This is a genomic window from Sphingomonas echinoides (assembly GCF_029623395.1).
In the GTDB taxonomy this organism is placed as follows: domain Bacteria; phylum Pseudomonadota; class Alphaproteobacteria; order Sphingomonadales; family Sphingomonadaceae; genus Sphingomonas; species Sphingomonas echinoides_A.
In genome coordinates this window covers 68,448-93,097 of sequence record NZ_JAPYKK010000014.1, presented here as the reverse complement: position 1 = coordinate 93,097, position 24,650 = coordinate 68,448, and the positions used below count along the sequence as shown (strand labels likewise).

Sequence of the window (24,650 nt, the reverse complement as noted above, 5' to 3'; positions counted from 1 at the left end):
TGATAGCCCGCCGGCTTGGACGATTTGCAGAAGCCGATCTGGTCGGGCGCGATCACGCGGTAGCCGGCCTTGGATAGCGCGCCGATCGTGTCCTGCCATGTCGCCGCGCAGAAGTTCTTGCCGTGGAGCAGCACGACGGTTCGTCCGTTCGGTTGGCTCGTCGGGGGCACGTCGAGATATGCCATGCGGACCGGTGCGCCTTGAGATTGGCCGTCGAACCAGTGGAGCGGGAAGGGATAGGCGAACTTTTCGAGGTTCGCGCCGAGTGGGGGCGTCGCAGTTGTCGGGGCAACCGGGACGTCGCGTGCCGTGGCCGCGCTGGTCCATGGGGCGGCGAGCAGCAGCAAGGCGGGGAGGGCGCGCATATCAGGATCCTTCGGTTCGCTGGAAAAGCGACGTCGGGTCCCTAATGCTTGCAGAGGGCGGGGCGTTCCGGGTGCGATGCGCGCGGGACGATGAGACGCCGTTTCGCGAGCGTTCTGCCCAACCGCCCGTCATCCTGAACTTGTTTCAGGATCCAGCCCTCCACAAATCCGGACTGAGCCCGCTGCGCGGTGGATGCTGAAACACGTTCAGCATGACGGCAGCTTTTGGGGTGCGGGGTGAAAACCCGGACGCGCCGGTCAGCGCGTCGGGCGGGTCTTGTCGCGGATTGCCTTGAACTCGGAGCCGGCCTTCCACGTCGGCCAGACGGTCGCATTGGCGAGCTGCGTACCGATCGTGCCGATCAGGTCGATGTCCTGCACCGCACCGTTCAGCTTCCAGTCGTCGCTCCACGCATCGCACGCCTGGTGATAGCATTTGCCGGTATAGGCATCGATCCACGCCTGTCCGGCCGCGACTCCGCCCTGCTTGATGTCGGACGCGCCCGCGATCCCCATCAGCAGCAGCGTCGGAACGCCCTGCTTGGCGAAGGAGAAGTGATCCGCGCGGTAGAACAACCCGCGTTCGGGGAGCCCCTCGGGCGTCACGCGGCGCCCCTGCGTCTTCGCGACGCGCGCCATGTCGTCCTCGAGGGTGTTCTGGCCCGCGCCGACCAGCACGACGTCGTTCGCGGCGCCTGCGGTTTGCAGGATGTCGATCGTCAGGTTGGCGACGGTCTTCGCCATCGGGATCGTGGGATGCGTCGCGTAATATTCGGATCCGAGCAGCCCGCGCTCCTCCGCGGTCCAGGCGGCGAAGACGACGCTGCGCTTGGGCGGCGGCGCGGCCTTCATGTTGCGCGCGATCTCGAACAGGCCGGCGATTCCAAGCGCATCGTCATTCGCGCCCGCGCGGTAGATCCGCCCCTGCGCATCGGGCTTGCCCGCGCCATACGCGTCCCAGTGCGCGCCGAACATCACCGCCTCGTCGGGCCGCTCGGTGCCGGGGATGCGCGCGAGGATGTTGTAGCTGTCGACCTGCTCGTGGCTGACCGGCACGTCAGCGGTGAAGGTGACGCCCTTCAGCGGCACCGGACGGAAGCTCGCCTTGCGTGCCTCGACGCGCATCTTTGCGAGATCGAGCCCGCCCGCCGCGAAGACGCGCGCGGCGGTGTCGCCCGCGATCCAGCCTTGCAGCGCGAGGCTGGTCAGTTTGGAGGGATCGCGCACGATGTCGTAATTCTCGCCGCCGCTGCTGACCACGACGTTCCAGCCGTACCCCGCGCCGGGCGTATCGTGGACGATCAGCGCGCCGATCGCGCCCTGGCGGGCGGCTTCCTCGAACTTGTAGGTCCAGCGACCGTAATAGGTCATCGTCCGGCCACCGAACGTGCCCGCGACCGGCTCGCCCTTGGCGGCGGAGAAATCGGGATCGTTGACGAGGAAGACGGCGACCTTGCCCTTCAGGTCGGTGCCCTTGAAGTCGTCCCACTTCCGCTCGGGCGCGGTCACGCCGTAGCCGACGAAGACGAGCGGCGCGGCGGCGATTTTCGCGGCATCGTCGGGGCGGATGGTCGAGACGTAGACGTCCTTCGATTGTTCGGCGGGGAGCGCACCCTTCGCCGTATCGAACTGCATCGTCCGCGGCGTGCCGAGCCGGGTGTGGATCAGCGGGACCTTCTGGACCCAGCCGCCATCGGTTCCGGCGGGTTCGAGCCCGAGCGCCTGGAAGCGTGCGATCAGATAGCCGAGCGTCCGATCCTCGCCACGGGTGCCCGGGGCGCGGCCCTCGAACGTATCGGACGCGAGCGTGCGCACGCTTTGTTCGATCCGCGCGGGGTCGGTCTTCATTTGCGCGACGGCGGGGGCGAGCGGCATGGCCGCGGAGACCGCGAGCAGCGCGATGCGACGGCCGAAGGGGAGCGGGCGAATACGGGGAGCGGGGCTGGTCATTTCCGATGCTTAGGCGAGCTTTCCCCCGCCGCCAACCCGGTCAGGCGGCGATCCGCAACCGGTCGCGGCCCTGGCGCTTGGCTTCGTACAGCGCGGTATCGGCGCGTTTCAGGATCTCGGCTGCGGCGGTGCCGGGAACGATCTCGGCGAGGCCGATGCTCGCGGTGACGGTGATCGTCTGGCCGCCGTCGACCGGGATGCGCAGCGCGCGGATCGCCTGCCGCAGCCGGTCCGCCGCGGTTTCGGCATCGGCCATGGTGGCGCCGCCGAAGATGACGCAGAATTCCTCGCCCCCGATCCGCGCGACCAGATCATGGCTGCGGCAGAAGCGCATCGCCTCGGTCGCGACCGCCTGAAGCACCGCGTCGCCGGCGGGATGGCCGTAGCGATCGTTGATCCGCTTGAAATAATCGAGATCGAGGATCGCAAGACTGCCGGTCCACGGGTTGGGCAGGCCGGAAGTGATCGAACCACAGCGCTGCTCGAGCTGTTCGAGGAAGGCGCGGCGGTTCGCCAGGCCGGTCAACGGGTCGAGCCTGGCTTCGCGCGTGAGCGACAGTTCCAGGCTCTTGCGGTCCGATATGTCGCGGATCGACCCGACGATGCCGAGCGATTCGCCCTGCGCGGTGACGGCGCGGATCGATGCCTCGAACCACCGCCGCCCGTCGTCATCATCGCGGGCACCGCGATATTGCACGATGACCGCACGGCCTGGCGTCTCCAGCGCTTGATGATACGCCTTGGCCACCGCCGCCATGTCATCCTTGCAAACGAAATCCCGCGCGTTGCTGCCGACCACCGCGTCGGAGGGGAGGTCGGTCATCGCGGCGATCGCGGAGGAGGCGTAGCGGATCGTCCCGTCGGCGGAAATGTCGATGATCGCATCGCCGAGACTGTCGGCGATCGTGTGGTAGCGCGCCTCACTTTCGCGCCAGCGGTCGGCGATGATCCGGCGTTGCGTCAGCAACGACGCGACCGGCAGCACGAGCAGCACGGCGCACGCGATGAAGCCCTGCAACAGCAACGTCTTCTCGCCGGTCGATCCACTCATCAGGTTGATCGGACCACGCCCGTGCGCGGTCAGGACCGCGCCGATGACGCCGACGATGAAGACGCTCGTGATTGCCGCCATGCGGCCGCCGCGGACCGTTGCGAGGACCATCGGGAGCAGCGGCAGGAACAGGATCGGCGCGGTCTTCTGATAGAAGACGTACGCCGCGGTCGCCGCGACGACGACGAGCAGCGCGATGTTCGCGAGCAAGTCGCGGCGTTTCCAGTCGCGGATCCGCGCCATCCCGGCGGGATTGCCCACGGCCACCGCCGCCGGCGTGATCAGCACCGCGCCCAGCGCGTGCGCGACGAACCAGTGGAGCAGGTTCGACCAATAGGGCGCTTTCGAAAAGACCACGACGACCTCTGCCGCGAACACGCCCGATACCAGCGGCGCGATGACCCCGGCGATGGCGATGAACCACGCCATGCCCTCCACCGTCGCGATATGAAGTCCCTTGCCAAGCACCGCGCGCAGCAGCAGCGCGGCAAGGACGGGTTCGAGCAGCAGGACCGGCACGAGCGCGGGGACCGCGCGCCAGCCAAGCCCGAACAGGCAGACTTCGAGAACACAGGCGAGCCCGCACCACAGCAATGGCAGATGCCAGCGACGCACCGGCAAGGTCACCAGCCGCGCCAGCAACAACCCCGCGGCACCCCAGACATAGGCCACGCCGCCATCGAAGCGGGCGAAACTGACGGACGCCGCGGCGACGACCAGGAATACGACGCCCAGCCAGAACGCCACCAAATGCTCGGAACGGTTACGCGACATACTCATGATGCTGGTTAACACGCAATCTGGTCAACGCGGTGTTAACAAGCTGCACCGATTGCAAAGTTTTGGGGGAGTGGCGCCGCGCCGACGCATCGCGGGGAAGCGGCGTCCCGGATCGGGACAGGCGTTAACCGCAACGCTTGCTGGCGAGTATCGTAAACAAAGCGTTACCATGCGGCATGCAACGCACGTTATCGCTCGCTTCGCCCGGCGCTCGCCACCCCTTCCGCCAGGCGGTGAAGGCCAGCCGTATCGCCCGTACGCGCGCGCGCGACGAGGAGGACGTGAAGCTCTTCGTGATGAGCTTCTCCGCGTTCTTCATCTGCTTCTATACGTTCATATTCTAACCGACGCCGGCCGCCCGGCGCCGTCGACCCATCAGTCGCAGGCGACGTGGAGTTTCCAGGCGATCCACGCCGAGACCGGGCACATGGCGGCGACCACCAGCAGCATGTTGTCCGGCGTCACGCCCGCCAGGGTCAGGCCCTGCACGCCCAAGGCCCCGATCGTCATTGCGCCCGCGTTGACGACGTTGTTCGCCGCCACCGTGCGCGCGGTCTCGTCCTTCGACACGGTCGTCGTCAGGAAGGCGTAGAGCGGCACCACGAACATCCCGCCGGTGATCGCGATCCCCATCAGCACCAGCACGAGCACGATCGCGCGCGGGATCGCGATGAAGCTCGCCAGATCGTAGAGCGTGCCGATCGGCGCCTCCGGCCAGCCGCGCACCAGCAGCGAGAACACCACGACGAACCCGCCCATCGCAAGGACTGACGCGGGCGCGTATTTGGCGGAGGTATGCCCCTTCAACAGCGAGTTGATCAGCACCGATCCGATCGCGACGCCGATCGAGAACAACGCGGTCATCATAGTGAAGACGTGGTTGTTCGCGGTCAGCACGTTCTTGGCGAGCGGCAGGAACACGATGATCAGGATCGACCCCATGGTCCAGAAGAAGCTGATCGCGCAGATCGCGAGGAACAGGCGACGGATGTGCATCGTCCCCGAAATCAGCCGCCACGACGACGTGAACGGGTTGAAATTGACGACCAGTTCCTTGCCCTCGCGCGCCGCCGGGGGGACCTTGAACGACACCAGCCAGCCCACGATCGCAACCGTCAGCACCGCAATCGCGGCATGCTGCACCGCCATGAACCCGCCGAGAATCGTGCCGAGCAGGATCGCGATATAGGTCGCCGACTCGACCAGACCCGTCCCGCCGAGGACTTCATCCTCGTGCAGATGTTGCGGCAGGATGGCGTATTTGATCGGGCCGAAGAACGCCGAATGGACCCCGAGGCACAGCGTGGCGAACAGCATCAGCACCAGCCCGACGGTCGAATAGCCGGTCCAGGCGAGCATCAGCCCACCGGCGCCAATGATCATGATCAGGATCTCCGCCGTCTTCACGATGCGGATGATCTTGGCCTTGTCGTTCGTATCCGCCAGCTGTCCGGCAAGCGCGGAGAACAGGAAGAACGGAAGGATACCGAGGGCTGTCGCCAATGCCGTAAAATTCTGTTCCAGCTTGGGGTCCGCGAAGATCTTGTAGATCGCGAACTGCACCATCACCGTCTTGAACAGATTGTCGTTGAGCGCGCCGAGGAACTGGGTGACGAACAACGGGAGAAAACGGCGCTCCTTCAGCAAGCCGAGCGCGTTGTGCATGATGGGATCGTGGCCTCGATGTGGCGGAAATAAGCCGTGTCCATAGCCCACCCGCCCGCCAAGCGGCAACCCGCCAATCTCCAAACCCTTTGGCCGACACGATTTACCCGCACGGGGTTTCGTCCGGCGCGTGGCAAGGGTAGAGCAGGGGTGTGTTGACTCTTCCCAACCTCCTCACCCTGTCGCGTATCGTCGCGATCCCCTTGCTCGCGTGGTTCCTGTGGTGGCCGGACTGGTTGGACGGCTATGCGGCCGGTTTCGTGCTGTACTGCCTGATGGGGATTACCGACTATTTCGACGGCTATCTCGCGCGGACGCAGGGCACCGTCTCGAAGCTGGGCGTGTTTCTCGATCCGATCGCGGACAAGATCATGGTGGCGGCGGTCATCCTGCTGCTGGTCGGGACGCGCGGGCCGGAGCCCGCGATCATCCCCGGAATCCACCAGATCGCGGCGCTGGTGATCCTGCTGCGCGAGATTGCGGTGTCGGGCCTGCGCGAATTCCTGGCGCAGTTGCAGGTCTCCGTGCCCGTCTCGAAACTCGCCAAGTGGAAGACGACGCTGCAACTCGTGTCGCTCGGGGCGCTCATCCTCGGGGGGGCGCTCACCGCCTATCCGTGGGTCGATCAGGTCGGGCTGATCACGTTATGGGGCGCTGCGGCGCTCACGCTGGTGACGGGCTGGGATTACCTGCGCGTCGGCCTGAAGCATATGGACTGACTTGTGACGATCGAGATGTTGTATTTTGCGTGGGTGCGCGAACGGATCGGCAAGGCGAGCGAAACCGTCTCGCCCCCGTCCGAGGTGACGACGGTCGCCGCGCTGATTGACTGGCTGGCGGCGGGCAGCACGGATCATGCCGCCGCGTTCGTCGACCGGAACCGGCTGCGCGCCGCGGTGGACCAGGTGTTCGTCGCGCTCGACGCGCCGCTGGGGTCGCCGCGGGAAGTCGCGATCTTCCCTCCCGTGACGGGCGGATGATGACGGTCACGGTCAGCGAAGCGACGATCGACGCGGGGACCGAGTTCGCCGCGATCTCGGCAAGCGGGGCGGGGGGCATTGCGACGTTCGTCGGTCTGGTCCGCAGCGACGACGGCGTGGCGATCTTGTCGCTCGAACATTACCCCGGCGCGACCGAGGCGGCCTTGCGCGCGCTTGCGGATACGGCGATCGCCCGCTGGGACCTGATCGGCGCGCGCATTACGCACCGGGTGGGGGACATGCACCCGGGGGAGATCGTGGTGTTCGTGGGAACGGCGGCGAGGCACCGTGGTGCGGCGTTAGAGGCCTGCGCGTTCCTGATCGATCGCCTGAAGACCGAGGCGCCCTTCTGGAAGAAGGAAACGCGCGGCGGCGAGACCAGCTGGGTAGAACCGCGCGACAGCGACGATGTCGCCGCCGCGCGGTGGAAGGCTTAGTTCAGCTTCGGCAGGACCACGCCGTTGACGACATGGACGACGCCGTTCGACTGGCGGACGTCGGGCGTCTCGACATAGCTCTTGTTGCCGTTGACGTCGGTCAGCTGGACTGCACCATTTGCGATCTCGACCGTCAGCGGCTCACCCTCGACGGTGGTCAGCACGACCTTGCCGCCGCCTGCGGTCGCCTTCTGCTGCAAGTCCGCGAGCGTGATCGTGCCCGGAACGACGTGATACGTCAGGACCTTGACCAGCGTCGCCTTGTTGGCGGGCTTCATCAGCGTGTCGACGGTGCCCGGCGCGAGGCGCGTGAATGCATCGTTGGTCGGGGCGAACACGGTGAACGGACCTGGGCCCGCCAGCGTGGTTGCAAGACCCGCTGCCTTGACGGCGCTTACCAGCGTGCTGAGGTTCGGCGCGGCGGCTGCGTTGTCGACGACCGTCTTGGCGGCATCCATTGCGGCGCCGCCGACCGTCGGGTTGGTCGTGGCGGCGGGCGCAGCGGGGGTGCCGGCAGCCGGTGCAGCCTGCATCGGCGTACCCTGTGCGGGAGCCGCCTGCATTGCGGGCGCGGCTGCGGTCGGGGCGCCTGGGGGCGTTGCGGTCTGCGCGGTTGCGGCTACGCCGATCGAAAGGACGCTGGCCATCGCAGTGGCGTACAAAGTGGTCTTGAGGGTCATGAGGCTCTCCGGTAAAATTGTCGCGACCCGTTCGGGCTGCGCGGCATAAATACGGTTGAGCAACGAAATGGTTTCGTCAGGCCGCCTCGGCGAGGGCGGTGGCGAGCAGCTGGAAGTCCTTCTCGCGCGGCGAACCGCGCCGCCAGACGAGCGCGATCTTGCGCGATGGGCTGCTCGCGTCGAGCGGTCGTGCGACCAGGCCGGTGTGGTCGAGGATGCCGGCCTTGAGCGCCATTTCGGGGAGCATCGTCAGCCCCAATCCGTTGTCGATCATCTGGACGATGGTGTGGAGCGAGGTCCCCAGCATCGTCGCTTCCGCGCGCAATTCCGGACGCGCGCACGCCGACAGCGCGTGGTCCTTGAGGCAATGGCCGTCCTCGAGCAGCAGCATCCGGGTCTCGTCGATTTCACCCGCGGGCATGGCGAGCGTGGCATCGCCCATTTCGTCGGGCGCGCCCGCCACGAACAGCCGGTCCTCGAACAGGACTTCCGAATCCACTTCGCCGCACGCGAACGGCAGGGCGAGCAAGACGCAATCGGCGCGACCGTGATGCAGGCCCTCGCACGCGGCGCCGCTCGGTTCTTCGCGCAGGAACAGCTTGAGGTCGGGATAGTCGCGTCGCAGCCGCGGCAGGATGCGTGGCAGCATGAACGGCGCGATCGTCGGGATGACGCTCATCCGCATCTCGCCCGACAGCGGCCGGCCCGCCGCACGCGCCATGTCGCCGAGTTCGTCCGCCTCGCGCAGCACGCGCCGCGCTTTCTCCGCAATTCGCTCGCCGAGCGGGGTGAAGCGGACGACTCGACGGGTGCGCTCGACCAAGGTCACGCCGATCAGCGTTTCGAGCTCGCGCAGCCCCGCCGAGAGTGTCGATTGGGTGACGAAACACGATTCGGCGGCACGCCCGAAATGGCCGTGGTCCTGTAGCGCCACGAGATATTGCAACTGTTTCAACGTCGGTAGGTAGGTTGCCACTTATCGCTCCAATCGATCACTTTTCGATAAATAAGCACTTGGATCGATAAGACTAGACCCTATATGGAGATCACAACGAGACGCCGTGGCAAAAGCGGTGCTTATTGAGGATGTCGATGAGAGGCCCAAATTCAACCAGGAGGCCACCATCATGTTGACCATCGGCGACAAGCTCCCCGACTTCACCGTTCCCGTCCAGCAGGGCACCAGCGCGCTTCCGGCGGGCGAGACGCTCAGCCAGGACGCGTTCCCGGGCAAGTGGAAGGTGCTGTTCTACTGGCCGAAGGATTTCACCTTCGTCTGCCCGACCGAGATCGTCGGCTACGCCGGCCTGAAGGGCGACTTCGAGGATCGCGACGCGGTTCTCATTGGCGCATCGACCGACACCGCGCACGTTCACCTGGCATGGCGCAAGTCGGACCCGGATCTGGCGGCGGCGGACTTCCCGTGGCTGGCGGATAACGGCGGCGTGCTCGCCTCGCAGCTCGGCATTCTCGACAAGAACGAGCATGTCGCGTTCCGCGCGACGTTCATCATCGATCCGGACAACGTCATCCAGGCAGTCCAGGTCAACGGCCTGAACGTCGGCCGCAACCCCGCCGAGACGCTCCGCGTGCTCGACGCGCTGCAGACCGACGAGCTCTGCCCGTGCAACTGGAACAAGGGCGACGACGTCCTCCAGCTCGCAGCGTAAGCAAAGTCCCCCTCCCGCTTTGCGGGAGGGGTCAGGGGAGGGCGTGTCAACCGACGCGCCCTCCCTTTCTATGTCAGGCCCTCCCCCAACCCCTCCCGCAAGCGGGAGGGGAGCTAGAAAGCAAAACCCATGTCGCTCAAGGATTTCGCCGGGACGCTCCCGGATTTCGCCAAGGACATTCGCCTCAACGTCGGTTCGCTCCTGAATGAAGCGCATTTGCCCGACCAGCAGAAGTTCGGCCTGTTCCTCGCCTGTGCGCACGCCACCGGCTACAAGCCGTTGGTCGATGCGGCCGAGGCGGAAGTCGCGTCCAAGCTGACCCCGGAAGCGGCCAATGCGGCACGCGCCGCGGCGGCGGTGATGGCGATGAACAACGTCTATTATCGCTTCACGCACCTTGCCGGAAATGCCGAATATCAGAACATGCCCGCCAAGCTGCGGATGAACGTGATCGGGCAACCGGGGATCGACAAGGTCGATTTCGAGCTGTTCAGCCTCGCGGTCAGCGCGATGAATGGGTGCGGCATGTGCATCGATTCGCACGAGCAGATCCTGAAGAAGGCCGGCGCCACCGCCGAGGCGATCCAGACGTCGGTCCGGATCGGCGCGGTGATGAAGGCGGTCGCAACGGTCCACGCCGCGATCAACTGATCGACCGCTCCCTCATTCGTCATTCCCGCCGGCGCGGGAATGACGAAATCGGGGAGGGCTGTCCCTTACGTCAGCGCCGCCCACACCGAATAGGCGCTGGTCGCGGTCAGCAATCCGCCGATCAGCCCCATCAGCGGGCGGGCGGGGACGCGTTTCGCGATGACCGCGCCGAACGGAGCCGCAGCCACGCCGCCGATCAGGATGCCGATCGCCTGGACGGTGAACGCTGAAAACCCGATCGTCGCGATGAATGTCGCCGAGATCGTCGCGGTGAGGAAAAATTCCGAGGTGTTGACCGTCCCGATCGTCTTGCGCGGTTGCGCGCCCTGGACGAGCAGGTTCGACGTCACCACCGGCCCCCAACCGCCACCGCCGGCTGCATCGAGGAATCCACCGACAAGCCCGAGCGGCTCGACGATCCTAGGTTCGCGCGGTTCGACATGGCCGCGCCAGGCGCGGTACAACAGGTACAGCCCGATCGACGCGAGATACGCCATGACGAACGGCTTGGCGATTTCGGCATCGATCGAACTCAGCACATAGGCGCCTAGCACGCCGCCGATCATTCCCGGGATCACCAGCCGCAGGAACAGCTTCCAGTCGACGTTGCGGTGGAGGATGTGGCTGACCCCGGACGCCGCGGTGGTGAAGGTCTCGACCGCATGAACCGTCGCGGATGCGAGACGCGGCGGCAGCCCGAGGAACACGACCAGGGCGGTGTTGGTAAGGACCCCGAACGCCATGCCGAGCGCGCCATCGACCATCTGCGCGCCGAAGCCGACCGCGATGAACGGCAGCATCGTCCAGAAGACCGTGGCGAAATCCATCTGGGCGAAATCGGGCATAAGCGTGTACTCTCAGGTCCTTGGACGCGTCGGTTTGGCAGTATCGGCAATGTCCTATAGCTTTGGTCGGGTATTGCCACCGTCGATCGTGGTTGCGCGGACCTTTAATTCGCCCGCACGAAGGCCTAAATAGCCGAACGGATTACAGGGATTATGCAGATGGTGGGACGGCTGATCGCCTATCTCGATTCGGTCAAGGCGAGAGACCCGTCACCGCGCTCGCGGTGGGAGATCCTGACGTATCCGGGGGTGTGGGCGCTGGCCTATCATCGCGTCGCGCATCGTCTGTTTCGCGCCGGGCTGTTCTTTCCCGCGCGCGCGGTGAACCATATGAGCCGCTTCCTCACCGCGATCGATATTCATCCGGGGGCGAAGATCGGGCGGCATTTCTTCATCGACCACGGCTTCGTGGTGATTGGCGAGACCGCCGAGATCGGTGACAATGTCACGATCTACCAGTGCGTCACGCTGGGCGGGACCAACCCCGACAATGGCGTGCCCGGCAAGCGGCATCCGACCTTGTCCGACAACGTCATCATCGGCTCGGGGGCGCAGGTGCTCGGGCCGATCACGGTTGGCGTCGGCGCGCGCGTCGGCGCGAATGCGGTGGTCACGCGCGACGTGCCGCAAGGCGCGACGATGGTTGGCATTCCGGCGCGCGCGACGATGGTCGACGGTGGCAAGCAGACCGCGCAGTTCCTCGCTTACGGCACGCCGTGCACCGATGCGTTCGACCCGCAGACCCAGAAGGTTGAATTGCTCCGCTGCGAGTTGGAGACGATGCGCAAGCGGCTGGATGCGTTGCTTGCCGACCAGCAGGACGTGCGCGACCGCGCCTGATGGGGACCGTTACACCTTTCCCGGTGCAGCGCGGGACGCCGCAGCAGATCGGGTTCGACCGGCTTGAGCTCAACCGTATCCTCGACCTGTATGGGCGGATGGTGACCGCGGGGATCTGGCGCGATTATGCGATGGACATGGGGCAGGAGGTCGCGGTGTTCGCGGCGTTCCGCCGCTCCGCCGAGCGTCCGGAAGTGCGGATCGAGAAACGCCCCGCCTTGCGCAACCGCCAGGGGATGTGGGCGCTGATCAACGAACAGGGTGTCGTGCTCAAGCGCGGGCATGAACTCGGGCCGGTGCTCGCGCCGGTCGAGCGGCGGTTGATGAAGGTGGTCGAGGACTAGACGCGGGGGTTGCGCGGGCCCTTCGACTGCGCTCAGGGCGAACGGAGGGTGTTTTCCCTACCGCCGTTCGGGCTGAGCGAGGTCGAAGCCTGCACCGGACGCAAGCTTCGACCCCAAGGCGGATCAGCCGCCCTGCAGCTTCTTCAAAATGCTCATCGCCTGTTCCGCACCGCTCTGCGGGGTCAGTTCGCCGGTACGGTCGGTGATCTCCGCCCAATGCGCCGCGATGCCTTCGGGCGACAGATCGTCGCCGGTGAGCAGCTTGCCCTGCGTCAGCGTGACATAGGACGCCTGGAACACCCCCGCGCCCGCGCCGATGATCATATTGGTCGGCGCGTCTTCCGACACGAGATACAGCGCGGCGGGGGCGACCTTCTCGGGCGCAAAGGCGGCGAATGCCTCGGCCGGGAACAGGTCCTCGGTCATCCGCGTCCCCGCGGTCGGGGCGATCGTGTTGACCTTGATGTTGTTCTTCGCGCCCTCGATCGCGAGCGTCTTGGTGAGCCCTGCGAGCCCGAGCTTCGCCGCGCCGTAATTCGCCTGACCGAAATTGCCGAACAGCCCGGTCGACGACGCGGTCATCAGCAGACGTCCGTAATTCTGCGCGCGCATCGTCTCCCACACCGCCTTGGTGACGTTGGCCGAGCCAGTGAGGTGGACGTCGACGACGAACGCGAAGTCGGCGGGCTCCATCTTGGCGAAGCTCTTGTCGCGCAGCACACCGGCATTGTTGATGACGATATGGACGCCGCCCCAGGCTTCCTTGGCCTTGGCGACCATCGCGACCATCTGGTCATATTCGGTGACGCTGCCGCCGTCCGACATCGCGGTGCCACCCGCCGCCTCGATTTCCTCGACGACCTTGAGCGCGGCATCGCTGTGGCCGGTGCCGTCGCGCGCGCCGCCGAGATCGTTGACCACGACCTTCGCGCCGCGGCGTGCGAGTTCGAGCGCATAAGCCCGGCCCAGGCCGCCGCCTGCGCCGGTGACGATGGCAACCTTGTCGTCGAAACGGATGGTCATGCTGGACTCCTCTACCGTGTTTGGAGCGCGTCCTAGGCCAATCCGCAAGCCGCGCAAGCGCGGGAATCTTACGCCGATGCCCTAGAATCGGCCGAATCCGGGGCATGAAAAAGCCGACGCAGGGACTTTCCCCTACGTCGGCCTAGTCGTTCGAAGCGGCGGCGCGAAACGCGCCGCCGTCACGATTATTTGCGGCTGCGGCGCATCGACGCCTTGCGCGCGCCGCCGGTGTTGCGCTTGTCGATGCACTGGTCCTTCACGGTGCGCGAGCAGGCCGGATATTCAGTGGTTGATGCCATCGGCGCTGCTGCTGCCGGGGCTGCCATCGGCGGCTGACCTGCTGGCGGTGCCATTGCCGGGCCACCGGCTGGTGCCATCGCGGGGTCGGCTGCGGGGGCTGCCGGTGCTGCGGGGGCCATCGCCGGATCGGCGGGGGCCTGCTGCATGCCGGGCGCGCCAGCGGGCTGCGCGGGGGCGGGCTGCTGCATCGACGTGTCGGCGGTCGTCGGGGTCGTCTGCGCCAGGGCGGGCATTGCGACCGCGGCAGCAAGAACTGCAAACATGGTGAACTTCATGAAGAAACTCCTGTGATCAAGGGCAGCATCGCTTACTGCACGCCGGGACAAACGCGCATGTTGGCCCATGGCTCCCAAAAATCTTTACGCTCCCGAATCGAGCGCATAGCCCGCCGAGCGCACGGTGCGGATGATATCGGGCCGATCGCCGCGATTGATCGCCTTGCGCAGCCGCCGGATGTGGACGTCGACGGTGCGGCTTTCGATGTCGCTGTCATGCCCCCACACTGCGTCGAGCAGGCGTTCGCGCGAGAAGACCCAGCCGGGATGCTCGAGGAAGTGCTTGAGCAGGCGGAACTCGGTCGGCCCGAGCGGAATGACTTCGCCCGAGCGGCGGACCTTGTGGCCGACCGTGTCCATCTCGATGTCGGAATAGGTGAGCTGTTCGCCCGCGAGCGCGGGACGCACCCGCCGCAGCACCGCGCCGACGCGCGCGACCAGTTCACGCGGGGAAAACGGCTTGGTGACATAATCGTCCGCCCCGGTCTCGAGCCCGCGGACCCGGTCCTCCTCCTCGCCGCGTGCGGTGAGCATGATGATCGGCACGTTGGCGGTCTCGGGCATGCGGCGCAGACGGCGGCAGACCTCGATCCCGGAAAGCCCCTCGACCATCCAGTCGAGCAGGACGATGTCGGGTGTATTCTCCTTGGCGAGCAGCAGCGCTTCCTCGCCGTCCGGCGTTTGCGCGATCTCGAAGTCCTCGCGCTTGAAATGCCATATCAGCAGTTCGGCGAGCGCCGCATCGTCTTCAACCAGCAACATTTTTGCACGCGCCATGGCGTTCATTCCTTCAAGCGGTAGGCGTTGAATAGGACATTGGCCCACGGTCGCGTTCGGCCATGTGCGTGCCGGTTGCCGCGAAATACACCATTTCCGCGACGTTGGTGGCATGGTCTCCGACGCGTTCGAGGTTCTTGGCAATGAACAGCAATTGCGCGACCTGACCGATCGTCTTGGGGTTTTCCATCATGTGCGTGACGAGCACGCGGAACAGGCTGTTGTAGAAATCGTCGACCTGCCGGTCGCGCGCGCAGACCTCGACCGCGGCGGCGGCATCGCGCGCAGCGAACGCATCGAGCGCGTCGTGGACCATCTGGACTGCCAGCACCGACATCGCCGGCAGGACCGACAGCGGCTCGATCTCGCCGTGGCTTTCGATCGTGGGGACGCGCTTGGCGATGTTCTTGGCATAATCGCCGATCCGTTCGACCACGCCCGCGATCTTCAGCGCGGCGACGACTTCACGCAGATCGTCCGCGAGCGGTGCGCGCAGCGCGATGATGCGGACCGCGAGTTGCTCGACCTCGATCTCGAGCGCGTCGATCCGCTTGTCCCCGTCGATGATGCGGCGCGCACCTTCCAGATCGTGGAGCCGCAACGCCTCCATCGCGGCGCCGATCGCCTGTTCGGCGAGCCCGCCCATCTGCGCGATCAAGCCGCGCAGCTGGCCGATCTCGGCATCGAAGGCTTTTATCGTGTGTTCGTTGCTTGGCATGGTGTCTCGCCTCAGCCGTAGCGGCCGGTGATGTAATCCTTGGTCCGCTCTTGCCGAGGATTGGTGAAGATGTCCGACGTCGCGCCATATTCGACGAGCGTGCCGAGGTGGAAGAACGCGGTCCGCTGCGACACACGCGCGGCCTGTTGCATGTTGTGCGTAACGATCACGATTGCATAGCGGCCGTTGAGTTCGTGGATCAGTTCCTCGATCTTGGCGGTCGCGATCGGGTCGAGCGCGGAGCAGGGCTCGTCCATCAGGATCACTTCGGGGTCGACCGCGATCGCGCGCGCGATGCACAGGCGCTGCTGCTGCCCGCCCGACAGCGCGGTGCCGCTGTCGCTCAGCCGGTCCTTGACCTCGTCCCACAGGCCGGCGCGCCGCAGCGAGCGCTCGACGATCTCGGCGAGCTGCGTCTTGTTCGCGGCGAGGCCGTGGATGCGCGGGCCGTACGCGACGTTCTCGAAGATCGACTTGGGGAAGGGGTTGGGCTTCTGGAACACCATGCCGACGCGGGCGCGCAGCTGGACCACGTCCATCGACGGATCATAGATGTCCTCGCCGTCGAGCGTGATGTCCCCTTCGATCCGGGCGCTCGGCACGGTGTCGTTCATCCGGTTGAGCGTCCGCAGGAAAGTCGATTTGCCGCAGCCCGACGGCCCGATCAGCGCGGTGACGTAGCGCTGGTCGAAATTGAGCGACACGTCGTCGATCGCCTTCTTCGCCCCATAATAGACGCTGACCCGTTTGGCGCAGATCTTGTGTTGGTTGGATATGGTCACCAGCGAGTCTCGAATTTGTTGCGGAGGTAGATCGCGATGCCGTTCATCGCGAGCAGGAACACCAGCAGGACGATGATCGCCGCGCTGGTCTTTTCGACGAAGCCGCGGTCGATCTGATCCGACCAGAGGAAGATCTGCACCGGCAGCACGGTCGACGGATCGGACAGCCCGGCTGGCGGCGCAGAAATGAACGCGCGCATCCCGATCATCAGCAGCGGCGCGGTCTCCCCCAGCGCGCGGGCCATGCCGATGATCGTGCCGGTCAGGATGCCGGGCAGCGCGAGCGGCAGGACGTGGTGGAACACGACCTGGATCGGGCTCGCCCCGATGCCGAGCGCCGCGTCGCGGATCGATGGCGGCACGCCCTTGATCGCGTTACGCCCGGCGATGACGATCACCGGCATCGTCATCAGCGCGAGCGTCAGCCCGCCGACGATCGGCGCGGAGCGGGGCAGGCCGAATGTGCCGAGAAACACCGCGAGCCCGAGCAGACCGAAGATGATCGACGGCACCGCCGCGAGGTTGTTGATCGAGACCTCGATGAGATCGGTCCAGCGGTTCCGCGGGGCATATTCCTCGAGATAGAGCGCGGAGAGCACGCCGATCGGGAAGGCGATGAGCAACGTCACGATCATCGTGAACAGCGACCCCTTGAACGCGCCCCAGATCCCGGCGCGCGTCGAATCGTTCGAATCCGACGCGGTCAGGAACGGCCAGTTGAACCCCGTCGCGATGGCATTGCGCTGTTTGAAGTGCGCGACGATCGCCTCGTTTTCGGGGGAGCCGGTGCGCTTGGCGGCGATGTCGATCGCGTCGGAGGCGGGCACCCAGACGATCGAGCGTCCGCGCATAATTGCCGGATCGCGCTTGATCGCCGCGCGCACCGACAGCCAGGCGCCGTCCGACAGCAGATCGCTGCCTTGCGGGCCGAACGCGGCGATCGCGGCGGTCTTGGTGGCGTTCTCGACGCCCGCCCCGGCAAGCGCGAGATCCGCACCTGGGCCCTTGAGCCGCGCGGGATCGACGGTCAGTCCGGCGTTCGCGAAATCGACCGGCAGCGCGATCTCCGTCCGCAGGAAACCGCTCGCGCCGTTATAGACCATCGTCACGAGCAGCACGGCGAGGAAGCCCGCCGACAGGACGACCGCGGCCATGCCGAGCAGCCGGAAGCGCCGTTCCGCGGCATAGCGTTGCCGGATGCGGCGCTGCATCGATTGCGTCCGCCAGTCGGTCGGGGCGCGCTCGGCGGGTTCGGCTGGGCCGACCGGGAGCTGGGCGACGAGGGTTTCACTCATAAGCTTCGCGATACCGTTTGACGACCGTGAGGGCGACGATGTTGAGCAGCAGGGTGATGACGAACAGCGTGAGGCCCAGCGCGAAGGCGGCGAGCGTCTTGGGGCTGTCGAACTCGGCTTCGCCGGTGAGCAAGTCGACGATCTGCTTGGTCACCGTGGTCGCGCTGGCGAACGGGTTGAGCGTCAGCGTGGCGACACCGGAGGCGGCCATCACCACGATCATCGTCTCGCCGATCGCGCGCGACACCGCGAGCAGCACGCCGCCGACCACCCCGGGCAGGGCCGCGGGAAGCAGGACGCGGCGGATCGTCTCGGACGAAGTCGCCCCCATCGCGAGGCTGCCGTCGCGCATCGAGGCGGGGACTGCCGCCAGCGAATCGTCCGCCATCGAGGATACGAACGGGATGATCATCACCCCCATCACCAGGCCGGCGGCGAGCGCGCTTTCCGAACTGGCCCAAGTGACGCCGATCGACACCGCGAAATCGCGGACCGCAGGGGCGATTGTCAGCGCGGCGAAGTAGCCGTAGACGACGGTCGGCACGCCCGCGAGGATCTCGAGGATCGGCTTCATCCAGCGGCGCGCCGCGCCGCTCGCATATTGCGTGAGATAGACCGCGCTCATCAGACCGAACGGGATCGCCACGATCATCGCGATCACCGCGCCGATCAGGAAGGTGCCCCAGAACAACGGCACCGCGCCGAGCGTCGCTCCGGGATCGGCGGGATCGATCACTTGCGGGCTCCAGTGCGTGCCGAACAGGAAGTCCGTGATCGGGACGATCTCGAAGAAGCGCCACGATTCGAACAGCAGCGACGCGACGATCCCGAGCGTGGTCAGGATCGCGATCAGCGAGGCGGCGAGCAGCCCGCCCATCACGACGAACTCGACCTTCGTCCGTGCCCGGAAATCGGGGCGGACGCGGGTATAGGCGAAGCCGCCGGTGGCAAAGACGAGCAGCAGCGCAACCGCGGTGCCGATCCAGTCGATCTGCGTCTGTGCCACCGCATAGGCCGGCGCGAGTTTCTCGGCGAGCGGGTTGAACGCGCCGAAACTGGTGCCCGCGGCAAGGCTGCGCGCTTCCGACAGGATCGCCGCACGGTCGAACCCGGGAGGCGGCAATTGCGCGGCGATCGGGTCCTTGAGCACGCTGTTGGTGACCAAGGCAGGGGACGTCGCCGCCCAGACCGCGAGGAACAGCGCCGCGGGCAGCACCGTCCACAAGGCGACATAGCCGCCGAAGTGCGACGGCAGCGAACTGAACCGCGCAGTGCTGCCGCGGCGGAACGCGACCGCGCGCATCCGCGCGGTCAGCCAGCCGATCAGGCCGAGTCCGGCAACGACCAGGAATAAGGCGAGTAAGGACACGCTTCAGGCTCGATTTCGGGCTGGAGGAGGGATTACAGCAGCTGCGACGGATCGACGAGCGCGCCGGTCTTGACGACTTGCGCGTTGCGTTTGCGCACGTCTTCGGGTGCTGCGATCAGCCCCTTGGCGGCCAGCGGACCGCCGGGTTCCCACGAGGCGGCGTACAGGTCGAGGAACTCGCGCAGGCCCTTGATCGCGCTGAGATGCGCCGCCTTGACGTACAGGTACAGCGGGCGCGATCCGGGATAGGCGCCGCGCGCGATCGTCTCATAGGTCGGTGCGACGCCGTTGAGCGGCACGCCGGTGAGCTTGTCGTTGTTCTGCTCCAGGTACGAATAGCCGAAGATGCCGATCGCATTCGGGTTGGACTGGAGTTTCTGGACGATCAGATTGTCGTTCTCGCCCGCGTCGACATAGGCGCCGTCCTCGCGGATCGCGGTGCACGCCTTGGCGAAGGCGGGGGCGTCCTTTTCCTTGAGCGCCGCCATTTGCGGACGGATCGCCTCGCAACCGCGCGCGAGGATCAGTTCGGCGAAGGCATCGCGCGTGCCGCTGGTGGAGGGCGGGCCATAGACCTGGATCTGGATCGCGGGGAGCGCCGGGTTGACGTCTTTCCAAGTCTTGGCGGTGTTGGGCTGGCCGTTCGGCTGCGCGGCGAGCGCCTTGTACAGGTCGACCGCGGTCAGTTGCAGTTTCGGGCCATTCTTCGCTTCGGCGAAGGCGATTCCGTCCAGGCCGATCTGCACTTCGATGATCTTGGTGACGCCGTTGGCGACGCACGTCCGGTACTCGCTCGCCTTCATCCGGCGCGAGGCGTCCTCGATGTCGGGATGCGCGGCGCCGACTCCGGCGCAGAACAGTTTCATCCCGCCGCCGGTCCCGGTCGATTCGATCGCCGGAGCCTTGGTGCCGGGCCGGTTGTTGACGAGGCGCTCGGCGACCATGGTGGTGAACGGGAATACCGTGGACGACCCGACCACGGTGATATGATCGCGCGACCCGGCGCCGCCGCCATTGGCCTGGTCCTGACAGCCCGCCAGCATACCGATCGCTGCGACCGCCCCCAAGAGGCTCGCGACGTTCGAGACATTCGCCTGTTTCCGGTTCATCGTGATCCCCTGTGGCCGTCGAATCGCTAGGCGAAAGAAAAGACGCCTGGAGCCGACTACCATCGTCTCAGGCTGCCTCTGTGACGTTCGCGTTACCGTTTGATGACAGGGGCGTCGGAATGCGTCGCTGCGGCGATGGCGGCGGTGGTTTTCTGGTGGGGCGGCAGCATCAGGGTGACGGTCGTGCCGACCCCGACGGTGCTGGCGACGTCGAACCGGCCGCGGTGGCGTTCGACGATGTGCTTGACGATCGCGAGCCCCAGCCCGGTGCCGCCGGCGGCGCGGCTGCGGCCGGGATCGACCCGGTAGAAGCGCTCGGTGAGCCGTGGGAGATGTTCGGGCGCGATGCCGTCGCCTTCGTCGACCACGCTGATCCGCACCATTCCGAGCGGGTCGCTCCACAGCTTGATCGTCACCGGGGTGCCGGTGCGACCGTATTTCATCGCATTGCCGATCAGATTGTGGAGGATTTGGCTGAGTTGCGCGCGGTCCCCGGCGACGGGCGCGACGCCAAGGTCGAGATCGGCGACGATGTCCCGGCTGCGCTTGTCCTGTGCGTCGAGCAGTTCGGAGCGGACTTCGCCAATCAGTTCGGCCAGATCGACCGCGCGATCCGGCAAGCGATATTTTTCGGACTCGATCCGGCTGAGCGAGATGAGATCCTCGATCAACCGCTGCATCCGTCGCGCTTCGTCGAACATGATCTTCAGGAACCGCCCGCGCACCTGCGCGTCCTCGCCCGCCTTGTCGTCGCCGAGCGTCTCGATATAGCCGAGGATCGACGCGAGCGGGGTGCGCAGTTCGTGGCTGGCGTTGGCGACGAAATCGACGCGCATCCGCTCCGCAGCATGGCTTCCGGTCCGATCGATCAGATGGACGATCCGCTGTCCGTTCGTGGTGCCGCTGACGTGCATTTCCCAATGCTGGTCGCGCGCGCCAAGCCCGACGAGGTTGACCGGTTCCTGCGGCGTGGTGGCGAGGGGGCCTGCGAGCCGTTCGGCGGCACCGGGGTGCCGGATCGCGACGCGGACATCCTCCCCGACGATGTGATGGCCGAGCAGCCCGAGCGCAGCGGCATTGGCGTGGGAGACGAGCCCGTCGGCAATGATCAACACCGGTCCCAGCACCGATTCGATCACTTCCTGTAGGTCGGGCGTGGGGCGGGCGGGCGCGACCTCGGGTTCGCGGGGGAGTTCGATCGGCTGGTCGCCCGTCCCGGTCGCGACCAGCGCCGCCGCGATCCCGCCGACGAGCGAGATGATCGCGGCCTGCAGATTCCATTCCAGGAGGAACACCGCAATCGCCGCAACGATGACGAGCCCGATGGCGGTAACTGTGCGAGACCCGAAACCATGCAGCATCCGCGTGCCTTAGCGAGTGTTCGCAGCGGGCGGAAGCAACCACGGTGCACGCGTTCGCCTGGCGAGACTGCGGTGTGCCGGGAAGAGACGCCAAGCGCGATCCGGGGGGCGCCCCGCGCTTGCCAGCGAATCCCGGATGTGGAAGGGCTGACGACGATGAACGATGATCTGCCCGATGCTCCTATGGCACCGCGTCGCCGCGCGCTGATGCTCGGCGCGGTTTCGGCCGCTGCGGTCGTATCGATCCGTCCGGCGCTTGCCGCGACGACCGCGTCCATCTCGACCTGTGAAATCCCGGTACCGGATGCGGGGCGCGCCGGCAGCTATATCGCCGCCGACGGCAGCACCGTTCCCGCCGGCACGCAGGGCGCGTTTGCCCCGCCCGGACGACCGTTCAAGGGCGAGGACGTGCGCACCGCGCTTGCCGGTGGGCAGTTGCCCGGGACGAATTCGAGCCAGAGCCGGGCCTACGTCAACTACATCCGGCGGCTGCAATCGGGGACGAGCGGCTTTACCTGCTTTGCGTCGTTGCAAATGCCGCGCGGCTGAGGGACCGCATGGATGGGGACGATCCGCGGCTGACGTACCGCATGGCGCGTCCCGAGACGCTGAGCATCGTCCATCTCGATAGTTTCTCCGCAGTCTATCATCGGGCGTCGGGGATCACGCACCTGCTCGCCGCACCCGCGCCCGAAATCCTCGCCGCGCTGGGCGAAGCCGGACAGACGTTGCCGTCGCTGATGGCGCGGTTGGGCGCGCTCTATACGCTCGAGGATGCCGATGCGGCGGCGCTGGAGGCGCGGCTCGACGAGCTGGTCGCATGCGGGCTGGTGTCCTGCGAACCGGGGCTTTGAGCGTGCGGCATGTCTTTTCGGTGCGGGTCGGGCCGGTCGGGTTTCGCATCGGCTCGGATTGGCGCGCGCCGATCGCCGCGCTGGAACGCGTCTATGCGGCGTATCCCGCGCCGCATGGCGGGATCGCCGACTTTTCGGTGCGGCTGTTCGCGGCCCGGCCGTGGCGGCGGTTCGTCCGGCCGGCGGTGATGATCGGCGGGGACTATGTCCTGCCCGAAGCCGCGCCGCTGCCACTGGCGCAGGGGTTGCTCGCCGCGGAGATGGGGATGAACCTGCAAATGGCGCTGGGCCAGCGGCATTACCTGCTGCTGCACGCGGCGGTGGTCGAGCGCGAAGGGCAGGCGATGATCCTCACCGGGGCGTCCGGCGCGGGCAAGTCGACGCTCGCCGCGTTGTTGTCGCTGCGCGGATGGCGCCTGATGGCCGACGAATTCGCGTTGATCGACCCCCGCACCGGCCTCGTCCACGCGTTTCCCCGCGCGGTCAGCCTGAAGAACGCAGGCGTCGCGACGATCGCCGCCGAAGTTCCCGAACGGCGGCTGGGGCCGCTGCTCGCGCATACGCCCAAGGGGACGATCCGGCATCTGATTCCCGACACGACGGCGGTCGCGAAGATGGACTGCCCCGCGCGGCCCGCCGCGATTCTGTTCCCCAGCTTCGGCTACGCCCGCGCGACCCGCGCCGTCCTGCCGAGCGAAGTGTTCGTGCGGCTGACGCAGGCGTCGACCAATTACGTCGCGCTGGGTGAGCGGGGCTTCGATACGCTGACCAGGATGGTCACCACGCTGCCGGCATTCGCGATCGATTATCCCGATACCAACACCGCGATCGACCAGGTGGAGGCCGCATGGGCCGCGCTGTAGACGGCTGGTTGCTCGCGTCGGTGATGCGGACCCCGGCGCGCGCCGCCGATCTGGAGGCTGCCGGATGGACGGGGCTGATCGCCATCGCGCGCGCGGAACAGATGATCGGCACGCTGGCCGCGCGGTTGCAGGGGCTCGCCGTCCCGGCGCAGGTCGCGCGGATCCTGGACGACGCACGCACGTCCGCGGCGCAGGGCCAGATTGCCGCGACGTGGGAAGCCGAAGTCGCCCGGCGGGTGCTGTCGCATGTCGGCGAACGGCTGATCCTGTTGAAAGGCACGGCGTTTGCGGTCGCCGGGTTGCGCGCTGGGCTGGGGCGTTCGATCGGAGACCTCGACATCCTCGTGCCGAAGGACGCGCTCGCGCGGGTCGAGGCGGCTCTGCTGGATGCCGGGTGGGAGTGGGTCAAACCCGACCCGTATGACGATGCTTATTATCGCACGTGGATGCACGAGCTCCCCCCGCTGATCCACCGCGATCGCGACCGGATGATCGACGTGCACCACACGATCCTGCCGCCGACCGCGCGGATCACGCCTGATCCTGTCGCGCTGCTGGGCGACGCGGTCGAGATCGCGCCCGGCATGTTCGCGCTGTCGCCGCTCGACATGCTGGTTCACGCCGCCGCGCATCTGCTTGCTGATGGGGATCTTGCCGGGGGGATGCGCAACCTGTGGGACGTCCACTGCCTGATCGAGGAATGCGGGACCGACGGGCTGGAAGAGCGGGCACGCCATCACGGGCTGGAGCGGGAAGTCGCGCGCGCCGTGCGGCTGGCGACGGCGCTGTACGGCAAAGAGGGTTCGGTCGGCGTGGTCGATCGGATCTACCTGTTCCGGCTGACCGCGCGGGATGAATGGGGCCGCGCGACCCGACCGGTCACGCGGATGGCGTTCTATATCCGGTCGCACTGGCTGCGGATGCCCCCCGGGCTGCTCGCGCGGCATTTGTGGACCAAGTGGCGCGGGGGCGGGGCGGGGCCTTCGTCAGGCTGACAGGCGGTCGAGCGTCGGGATCAGCTCGTCGAACGAATCGATCACCGCATCCGCGCCCATCTGCGTGACGGGTTCGAGCAGGAACCCGAAGCTCACCGCGATTCCCGGGATGCCGGCATTGCGCGCCGCCATGATGTCGTAGATCGAATCCCCGACGAAGACGGTGCGACCCCCGCCGGCGCGGCGGATCATCTCGTCGATCGGCGCGCGATCAGGCTTGGACAGGCCCGGACCGAGCGTATCGCCGCCGACGATACAGGCGAATCGATCGATCAGTCCCAGATCGGTGAGCAATCGGGTCGCGAAGGATTCGAACTTGTTGGTGCAGACGGCCACGCGCACGCCGCGCTCCGCCAGCGCATCGAGCGCCGTGATGGCGCCGGGGAATGGGCGGGTGTGCACCGACAAATGATCGCCGTAATAGGCCAGCATTCGTTTGTAGAGCGGGCGGAACGCGTCTTCGTCGATCCCGCCGGTCGCCTCCAGCCCCTGTTTGAGCATGTGTTTCGCGCCGCCGCCGACCATCGTCTTGACCTGCGCGACGGTCAGCGGTGCGCGCCCTGCCGCCGCCAGGGTGTCGTTGACTGCGGCGGTCAGGTCGCCGCTGCTGTCGACCAGCGTGCCATCCAGGTCGAAGCCCACGATCTCGAAGGATTTTGTCGTCATGCCGT

At 66.6% G+C, this 24,650-nt stretch carries 29 protein-coding genes; 12 read left to right on the top strand and 17 right to left on the bottom strand.

Going from position 1 to position 24,650, the window contains the following annotated elements:
- The 3 genes from QBJ92_RS10705 to QBJ92_RS10695 all read right to left on the bottom strand — a co-directional run.
- Positions 1-365, bottom strand: a 365-nt coding sequence (locus tag QBJ92_RS10705; protein WP_347342791.1) for an alpha/beta fold hydrolase, incomplete at its 3' end; no start/stop codon positions are given.
- 258 nt (positions 366-623) lie between these two features.
- Positions 624-2,315, bottom strand: coding sequence for a M28 family metallopeptidase (locus tag QBJ92_RS10700; protein WP_431358387.1), 1,692 nt, complete (start codon positions 2,313-2,315; stop codon positions 624-626).
- 40 nt (positions 2,316-2,355) lie between these two features.
- Positions 2,356-4,140: a sensor domain-containing diguanylate cyclase gene (locus QBJ92_RS10695; RefSeq protein ID WP_277969679.1), complete on the bottom strand. Its 1,785-nt coding sequence runs from the start codon at positions 4,138-4,140 to the stop codon at positions 2,356-2,358.
- A gap of 182 nt (positions 4,141-4,322) precedes the next feature.
- Here QBJ92_RS10695 and QBJ92_RS10690 point away from each other — a divergent pair, with 182 nt between their 5' ends.
- Positions 4,323-4,490 carry a hypothetical protein gene (locus QBJ92_RS10690; protein WP_277969678.1) on the top strand — a complete coding sequence of 56 codons (168 nt, stop codon included), beginning with the start codon at positions 4,323-4,325 and terminating at the stop codon, positions 4,488-4,490.
- 31 nt (positions 4,491-4,521) lie between these two features.
- On the opposite strand, the gene QBJ92_RS10685 is transcribed toward QBJ92_RS10690, so the two are convergent.
- On the bottom strand, positions 4,522-5,811 hold the full coding sequence (locus QBJ92_RS10685) for an MFS transporter (protein WP_277969677.1): 1,290 nt from the start codon (positions 5,809-5,811) through the stop codon (positions 4,522-4,524).
- A 152-nt stretch (positions 5,812-5,963) separates the two neighbouring features.
- Here QBJ92_RS10685 and pgsA point away from each other — a divergent pair, with 152 nt between their 5' ends.
- Genes pgsA through QBJ92_RS10670 form a run of 3 tightly spaced genes read left to right on the top strand, consistent with a single transcriptional unit; the run spans position 5,964 to position 7,228 of the window.
- Positions 5,964-6,530, top strand: a complete 567-nt coding sequence (gene pgsA, locus QBJ92_RS10680) for a CDP-diacylglycerol--glycerol-3-phosphate 3-phosphatidyltransferase (protein ID WP_277969676.1) — start codon at positions 5,964-5,966, stop codon at positions 6,528-6,530.
- A gap of 3 nt (positions 6,531-6,533) precedes the next feature.
- Entirely contained in the window at positions 6,534-6,791 is a 258-nt protein-coding gene (gene moaD / locus QBJ92_RS10675) for a molybdopterin converting factor subunit 1 (protein WP_277969675.1), read from the top strand.
- Positions 6,788-7,228, top strand: coding sequence for a molybdenum cofactor biosynthesis protein MoaE (locus QBJ92_RS10670; protein WP_277969674.1), 441 nt, complete (start codon positions 6,788-6,790; stop codon positions 7,226-7,228). The genes moaD and QBJ92_RS10670 overlap by 4 nt, the downstream gene beginning before the upstream one ends.
- Here QBJ92_RS10670 and QBJ92_RS10665 read toward each other — a convergent pair.
- Both QBJ92_RS10665 and QBJ92_RS10660 read right to left on the bottom strand, forming a co-directional pair.
- A complete protein-coding gene (locus QBJ92_RS10665) occupies positions 7,225-7,908 on the bottom strand; it encodes a fasciclin domain-containing protein (RefSeq protein ID WP_277969673.1) in 684 nt (227 codons plus the stop codon). The genes QBJ92_RS10670 and QBJ92_RS10665 overlap by 4 nt on opposite strands.
- A 76-nt stretch (positions 7,909-7,984) precedes the next feature.
- Positions 7,985-8,884: a hydrogen peroxide-inducible genes activator gene (locus tag QBJ92_RS10660; protein WP_277969672.1), complete on the bottom strand. Its 900-nt coding sequence runs from the start codon at positions 8,882-8,884 to the stop codon at positions 7,985-7,987.
- 151 nt (positions 8,885-9,035) lie between these two features.
- On the opposite strand from QBJ92_RS10660, the gene QBJ92_RS10655 reads away from it, so the two are divergent.
- Positions 9,036-9,578 (top strand): peroxiredoxin, encoded by a 543-nt coding sequence (locus QBJ92_RS10655; RefSeq protein WP_242137481.1) that lies wholly within the window; start codon positions 9,036-9,038, stop codon positions 9,576-9,578.
- Positions 9,579-9,707: 129 nt separating this feature from the next.
- On the top strand, positions 9,708-10,229 hold the full coding sequence (locus QBJ92_RS10650) for a carboxymuconolactone decarboxylase family protein (RefSeq protein WP_277969671.1): 522 nt from the start codon (positions 9,708-9,710) through the stop codon (positions 10,227-10,229).
- Positions 10,230-10,294: 65 nt separating this feature from the next.
- On the opposite strand, the gene QBJ92_RS10645 is transcribed toward QBJ92_RS10650, so the two are convergent.
- Positions 10,295-11,074: a sulfite exporter TauE/SafE family protein gene (locus QBJ92_RS10645; RefSeq protein ID WP_277969670.1), complete on the bottom strand. Its 780-nt coding sequence runs from the start codon at positions 11,072-11,074 to the stop codon at positions 10,295-10,297.
- A gap of 159 nt (positions 11,075-11,233) precedes the next feature.
- Between QBJ92_RS10645 and epsC the strand changes: the two genes are divergently transcribed.
- Together epsC and QBJ92_RS10635 are read left to right on the top strand one after the other, a co-directional pair.
- Positions 11,234-11,914 (top strand): serine O-acetyltransferase EpsC, encoded by a 681-nt coding sequence (gene epsC / locus QBJ92_RS10640; protein WP_277969669.1) that lies wholly within the window; start codon positions 11,234-11,236, stop codon positions 11,912-11,914.
- Positions 11,914-12,258: a DUF2794 domain-containing protein gene (locus QBJ92_RS10635; RefSeq protein ID WP_277969668.1), complete on the top strand. Its 345-nt coding sequence runs from the start codon at positions 11,914-11,916 to the stop codon at positions 12,256-12,258. Before epsC ends, QBJ92_RS10635 begins: the two co-directional genes overlap by 1 nt.
- A 123-nt stretch (positions 12,259-12,381) precedes the next feature.
- Here the strand turns inward: QBJ92_RS10635 and QBJ92_RS10630 are convergent, their stop codons facing one another.
- The 9 genes from QBJ92_RS10630 to QBJ92_RS10590 all read right to left on the bottom strand — a co-directional run bounded on the left by QBJ92_RS10630 (position 12,382) and on the right by QBJ92_RS10590 (position 21,267).
- Positions 12,382-13,281 (bottom strand): SDR family NAD(P)-dependent oxidoreductase, encoded by a 900-nt coding sequence (locus tag QBJ92_RS10630; protein WP_277969667.1) that lies wholly within the window; start codon positions 13,279-13,281, stop codon positions 12,382-12,384.
- A gap of 185 nt (positions 13,282-13,466) precedes the next feature.
- The gene (locus tag QBJ92_RS10625; RefSeq protein WP_277969666.1) at positions 13,467-13,856 is read right to left on the bottom strand and encodes a hypothetical protein; all 390 of its coding nucleotides are present in this window, start codon (positions 13,854-13,856) and stop codon (positions 13,467-13,469) included.
- Positions 13,857-13,940: 84 nt separating this feature from the next.
- Positions 13,941-14,633, bottom strand: a complete 693-nt coding sequence (gene phoB, locus QBJ92_RS10620; protein WP_010187105.1) for a phosphate regulon transcriptional regulator PhoB — start codon at positions 14,631-14,633, stop codon at positions 13,941-13,943.
- Positions 14,634-14,646: 13 nt separating this feature from the next.
- Positions 14,647-15,351 (bottom strand): phosphate signaling complex protein PhoU, encoded by a 705-nt coding sequence (gene phoU, locus QBJ92_RS10615; protein ID WP_277969665.1) that lies wholly within the window; start codon positions 15,349-15,351, stop codon positions 14,647-14,649.
- Between the two features lie 11 nt (positions 15,352-15,362).
- Positions 15,363-16,133, bottom strand: a complete 771-nt coding sequence (pstB, locus tag QBJ92_RS10610) for a phosphate ABC transporter ATP-binding protein PstB (RefSeq protein WP_277969664.1) — start codon at positions 16,131-16,133, stop codon at positions 15,363-15,365.
- Entirely contained in the window at positions 16,130-17,428 is a 1,299-nt protein-coding gene (pstA, locus tag QBJ92_RS10605; RefSeq protein WP_277969663.1) for a phosphate ABC transporter permease PstA, read from the bottom strand. The genes pstB and pstA overlap by 4 nt, the downstream gene beginning before the upstream one ends.
- The gene (pstC, locus tag QBJ92_RS10600) at positions 17,421-18,797 is read right to left on the bottom strand and encodes a phosphate ABC transporter permease subunit PstC (RefSeq protein ID WP_277969662.1); all 1,377 of its coding nucleotides are present in this window, start codon (positions 18,795-18,797) and stop codon (positions 17,421-17,423) included. Before pstC ends, pstA begins: the two co-directional genes overlap by 8 nt.
- Positions 18,798-18,829: 32 nt before the next feature.
- Positions 18,830-19,906, bottom strand: coding sequence for a substrate-binding domain-containing protein (locus tag QBJ92_RS10595; protein ID WP_277969661.1), 1,077 nt, complete (start codon positions 19,904-19,906; stop codon positions 18,830-18,832).
- A 92-nt stretch (positions 19,907-19,998) separates the two neighbouring features.
- On the bottom strand, positions 19,999-21,267 hold the full coding sequence (locus QBJ92_RS10590; protein WP_277969660.1) for an ATP-binding protein: 1,269 nt from the start codon (positions 21,265-21,267) through the stop codon (positions 19,999-20,001).
- A gap of 156 nt (positions 21,268-21,423) precedes the next feature.
- On the opposite strand from QBJ92_RS10590, the gene QBJ92_RS10585 reads away from it, so the two are divergent.
- The 4 genes from QBJ92_RS10585 to QBJ92_RS10570 are packed head-to-tail and all read left to right on the top strand — an operon-like array spanning position 21,424 to position 23,979.
- On the top strand, positions 21,424-21,816 hold the full coding sequence (locus QBJ92_RS10585; protein ID WP_277969659.1) for a hypothetical protein: 393 nt from the start codon (positions 21,424-21,426) through the stop codon (positions 21,814-21,816).
- A gap of 8 nt (positions 21,817-21,824) precedes the next feature.
- Positions 21,825-22,121 (top strand): HPr-rel-A system PqqD family peptide chaperone, encoded by a 297-nt coding sequence (locus tag QBJ92_RS10580; RefSeq protein ID WP_277969658.1) that lies wholly within the window; start codon positions 21,825-21,827, stop codon positions 22,119-22,121.
- On the top strand, positions 22,088-22,984 hold the full coding sequence (locus QBJ92_RS10575; protein WP_277969657.1) for an HprK-related kinase A: 897 nt from the start codon (positions 22,088-22,090) through the stop codon (positions 22,982-22,984). Before QBJ92_RS10580 ends, QBJ92_RS10575 begins: the two co-directional genes overlap by 34 nt.
- Entirely contained in the window at positions 22,969-23,979 is a 1,011-nt protein-coding gene (locus tag QBJ92_RS10570; RefSeq protein WP_277969656.1) for a nucleotidyltransferase domain-containing protein, read from the top strand. The genes QBJ92_RS10575 and QBJ92_RS10570 overlap by 16 nt, the downstream gene beginning before the upstream one ends.
- Here QBJ92_RS10570 and QBJ92_RS10565 read toward each other — a convergent pair.
- The gene (locus tag QBJ92_RS10565) at positions 23,971-24,645 is read right to left on the bottom strand and encodes an HAD family hydrolase (RefSeq protein ID WP_277969655.1); all 675 of its coding nucleotides are present in this window, start codon (positions 24,643-24,645) and stop codon (positions 23,971-23,973) included. The genes QBJ92_RS10570 and QBJ92_RS10565 overlap by 9 nt on opposite strands.
- Positions 24,646-24,650: the final 5 nt, after the last annotated feature.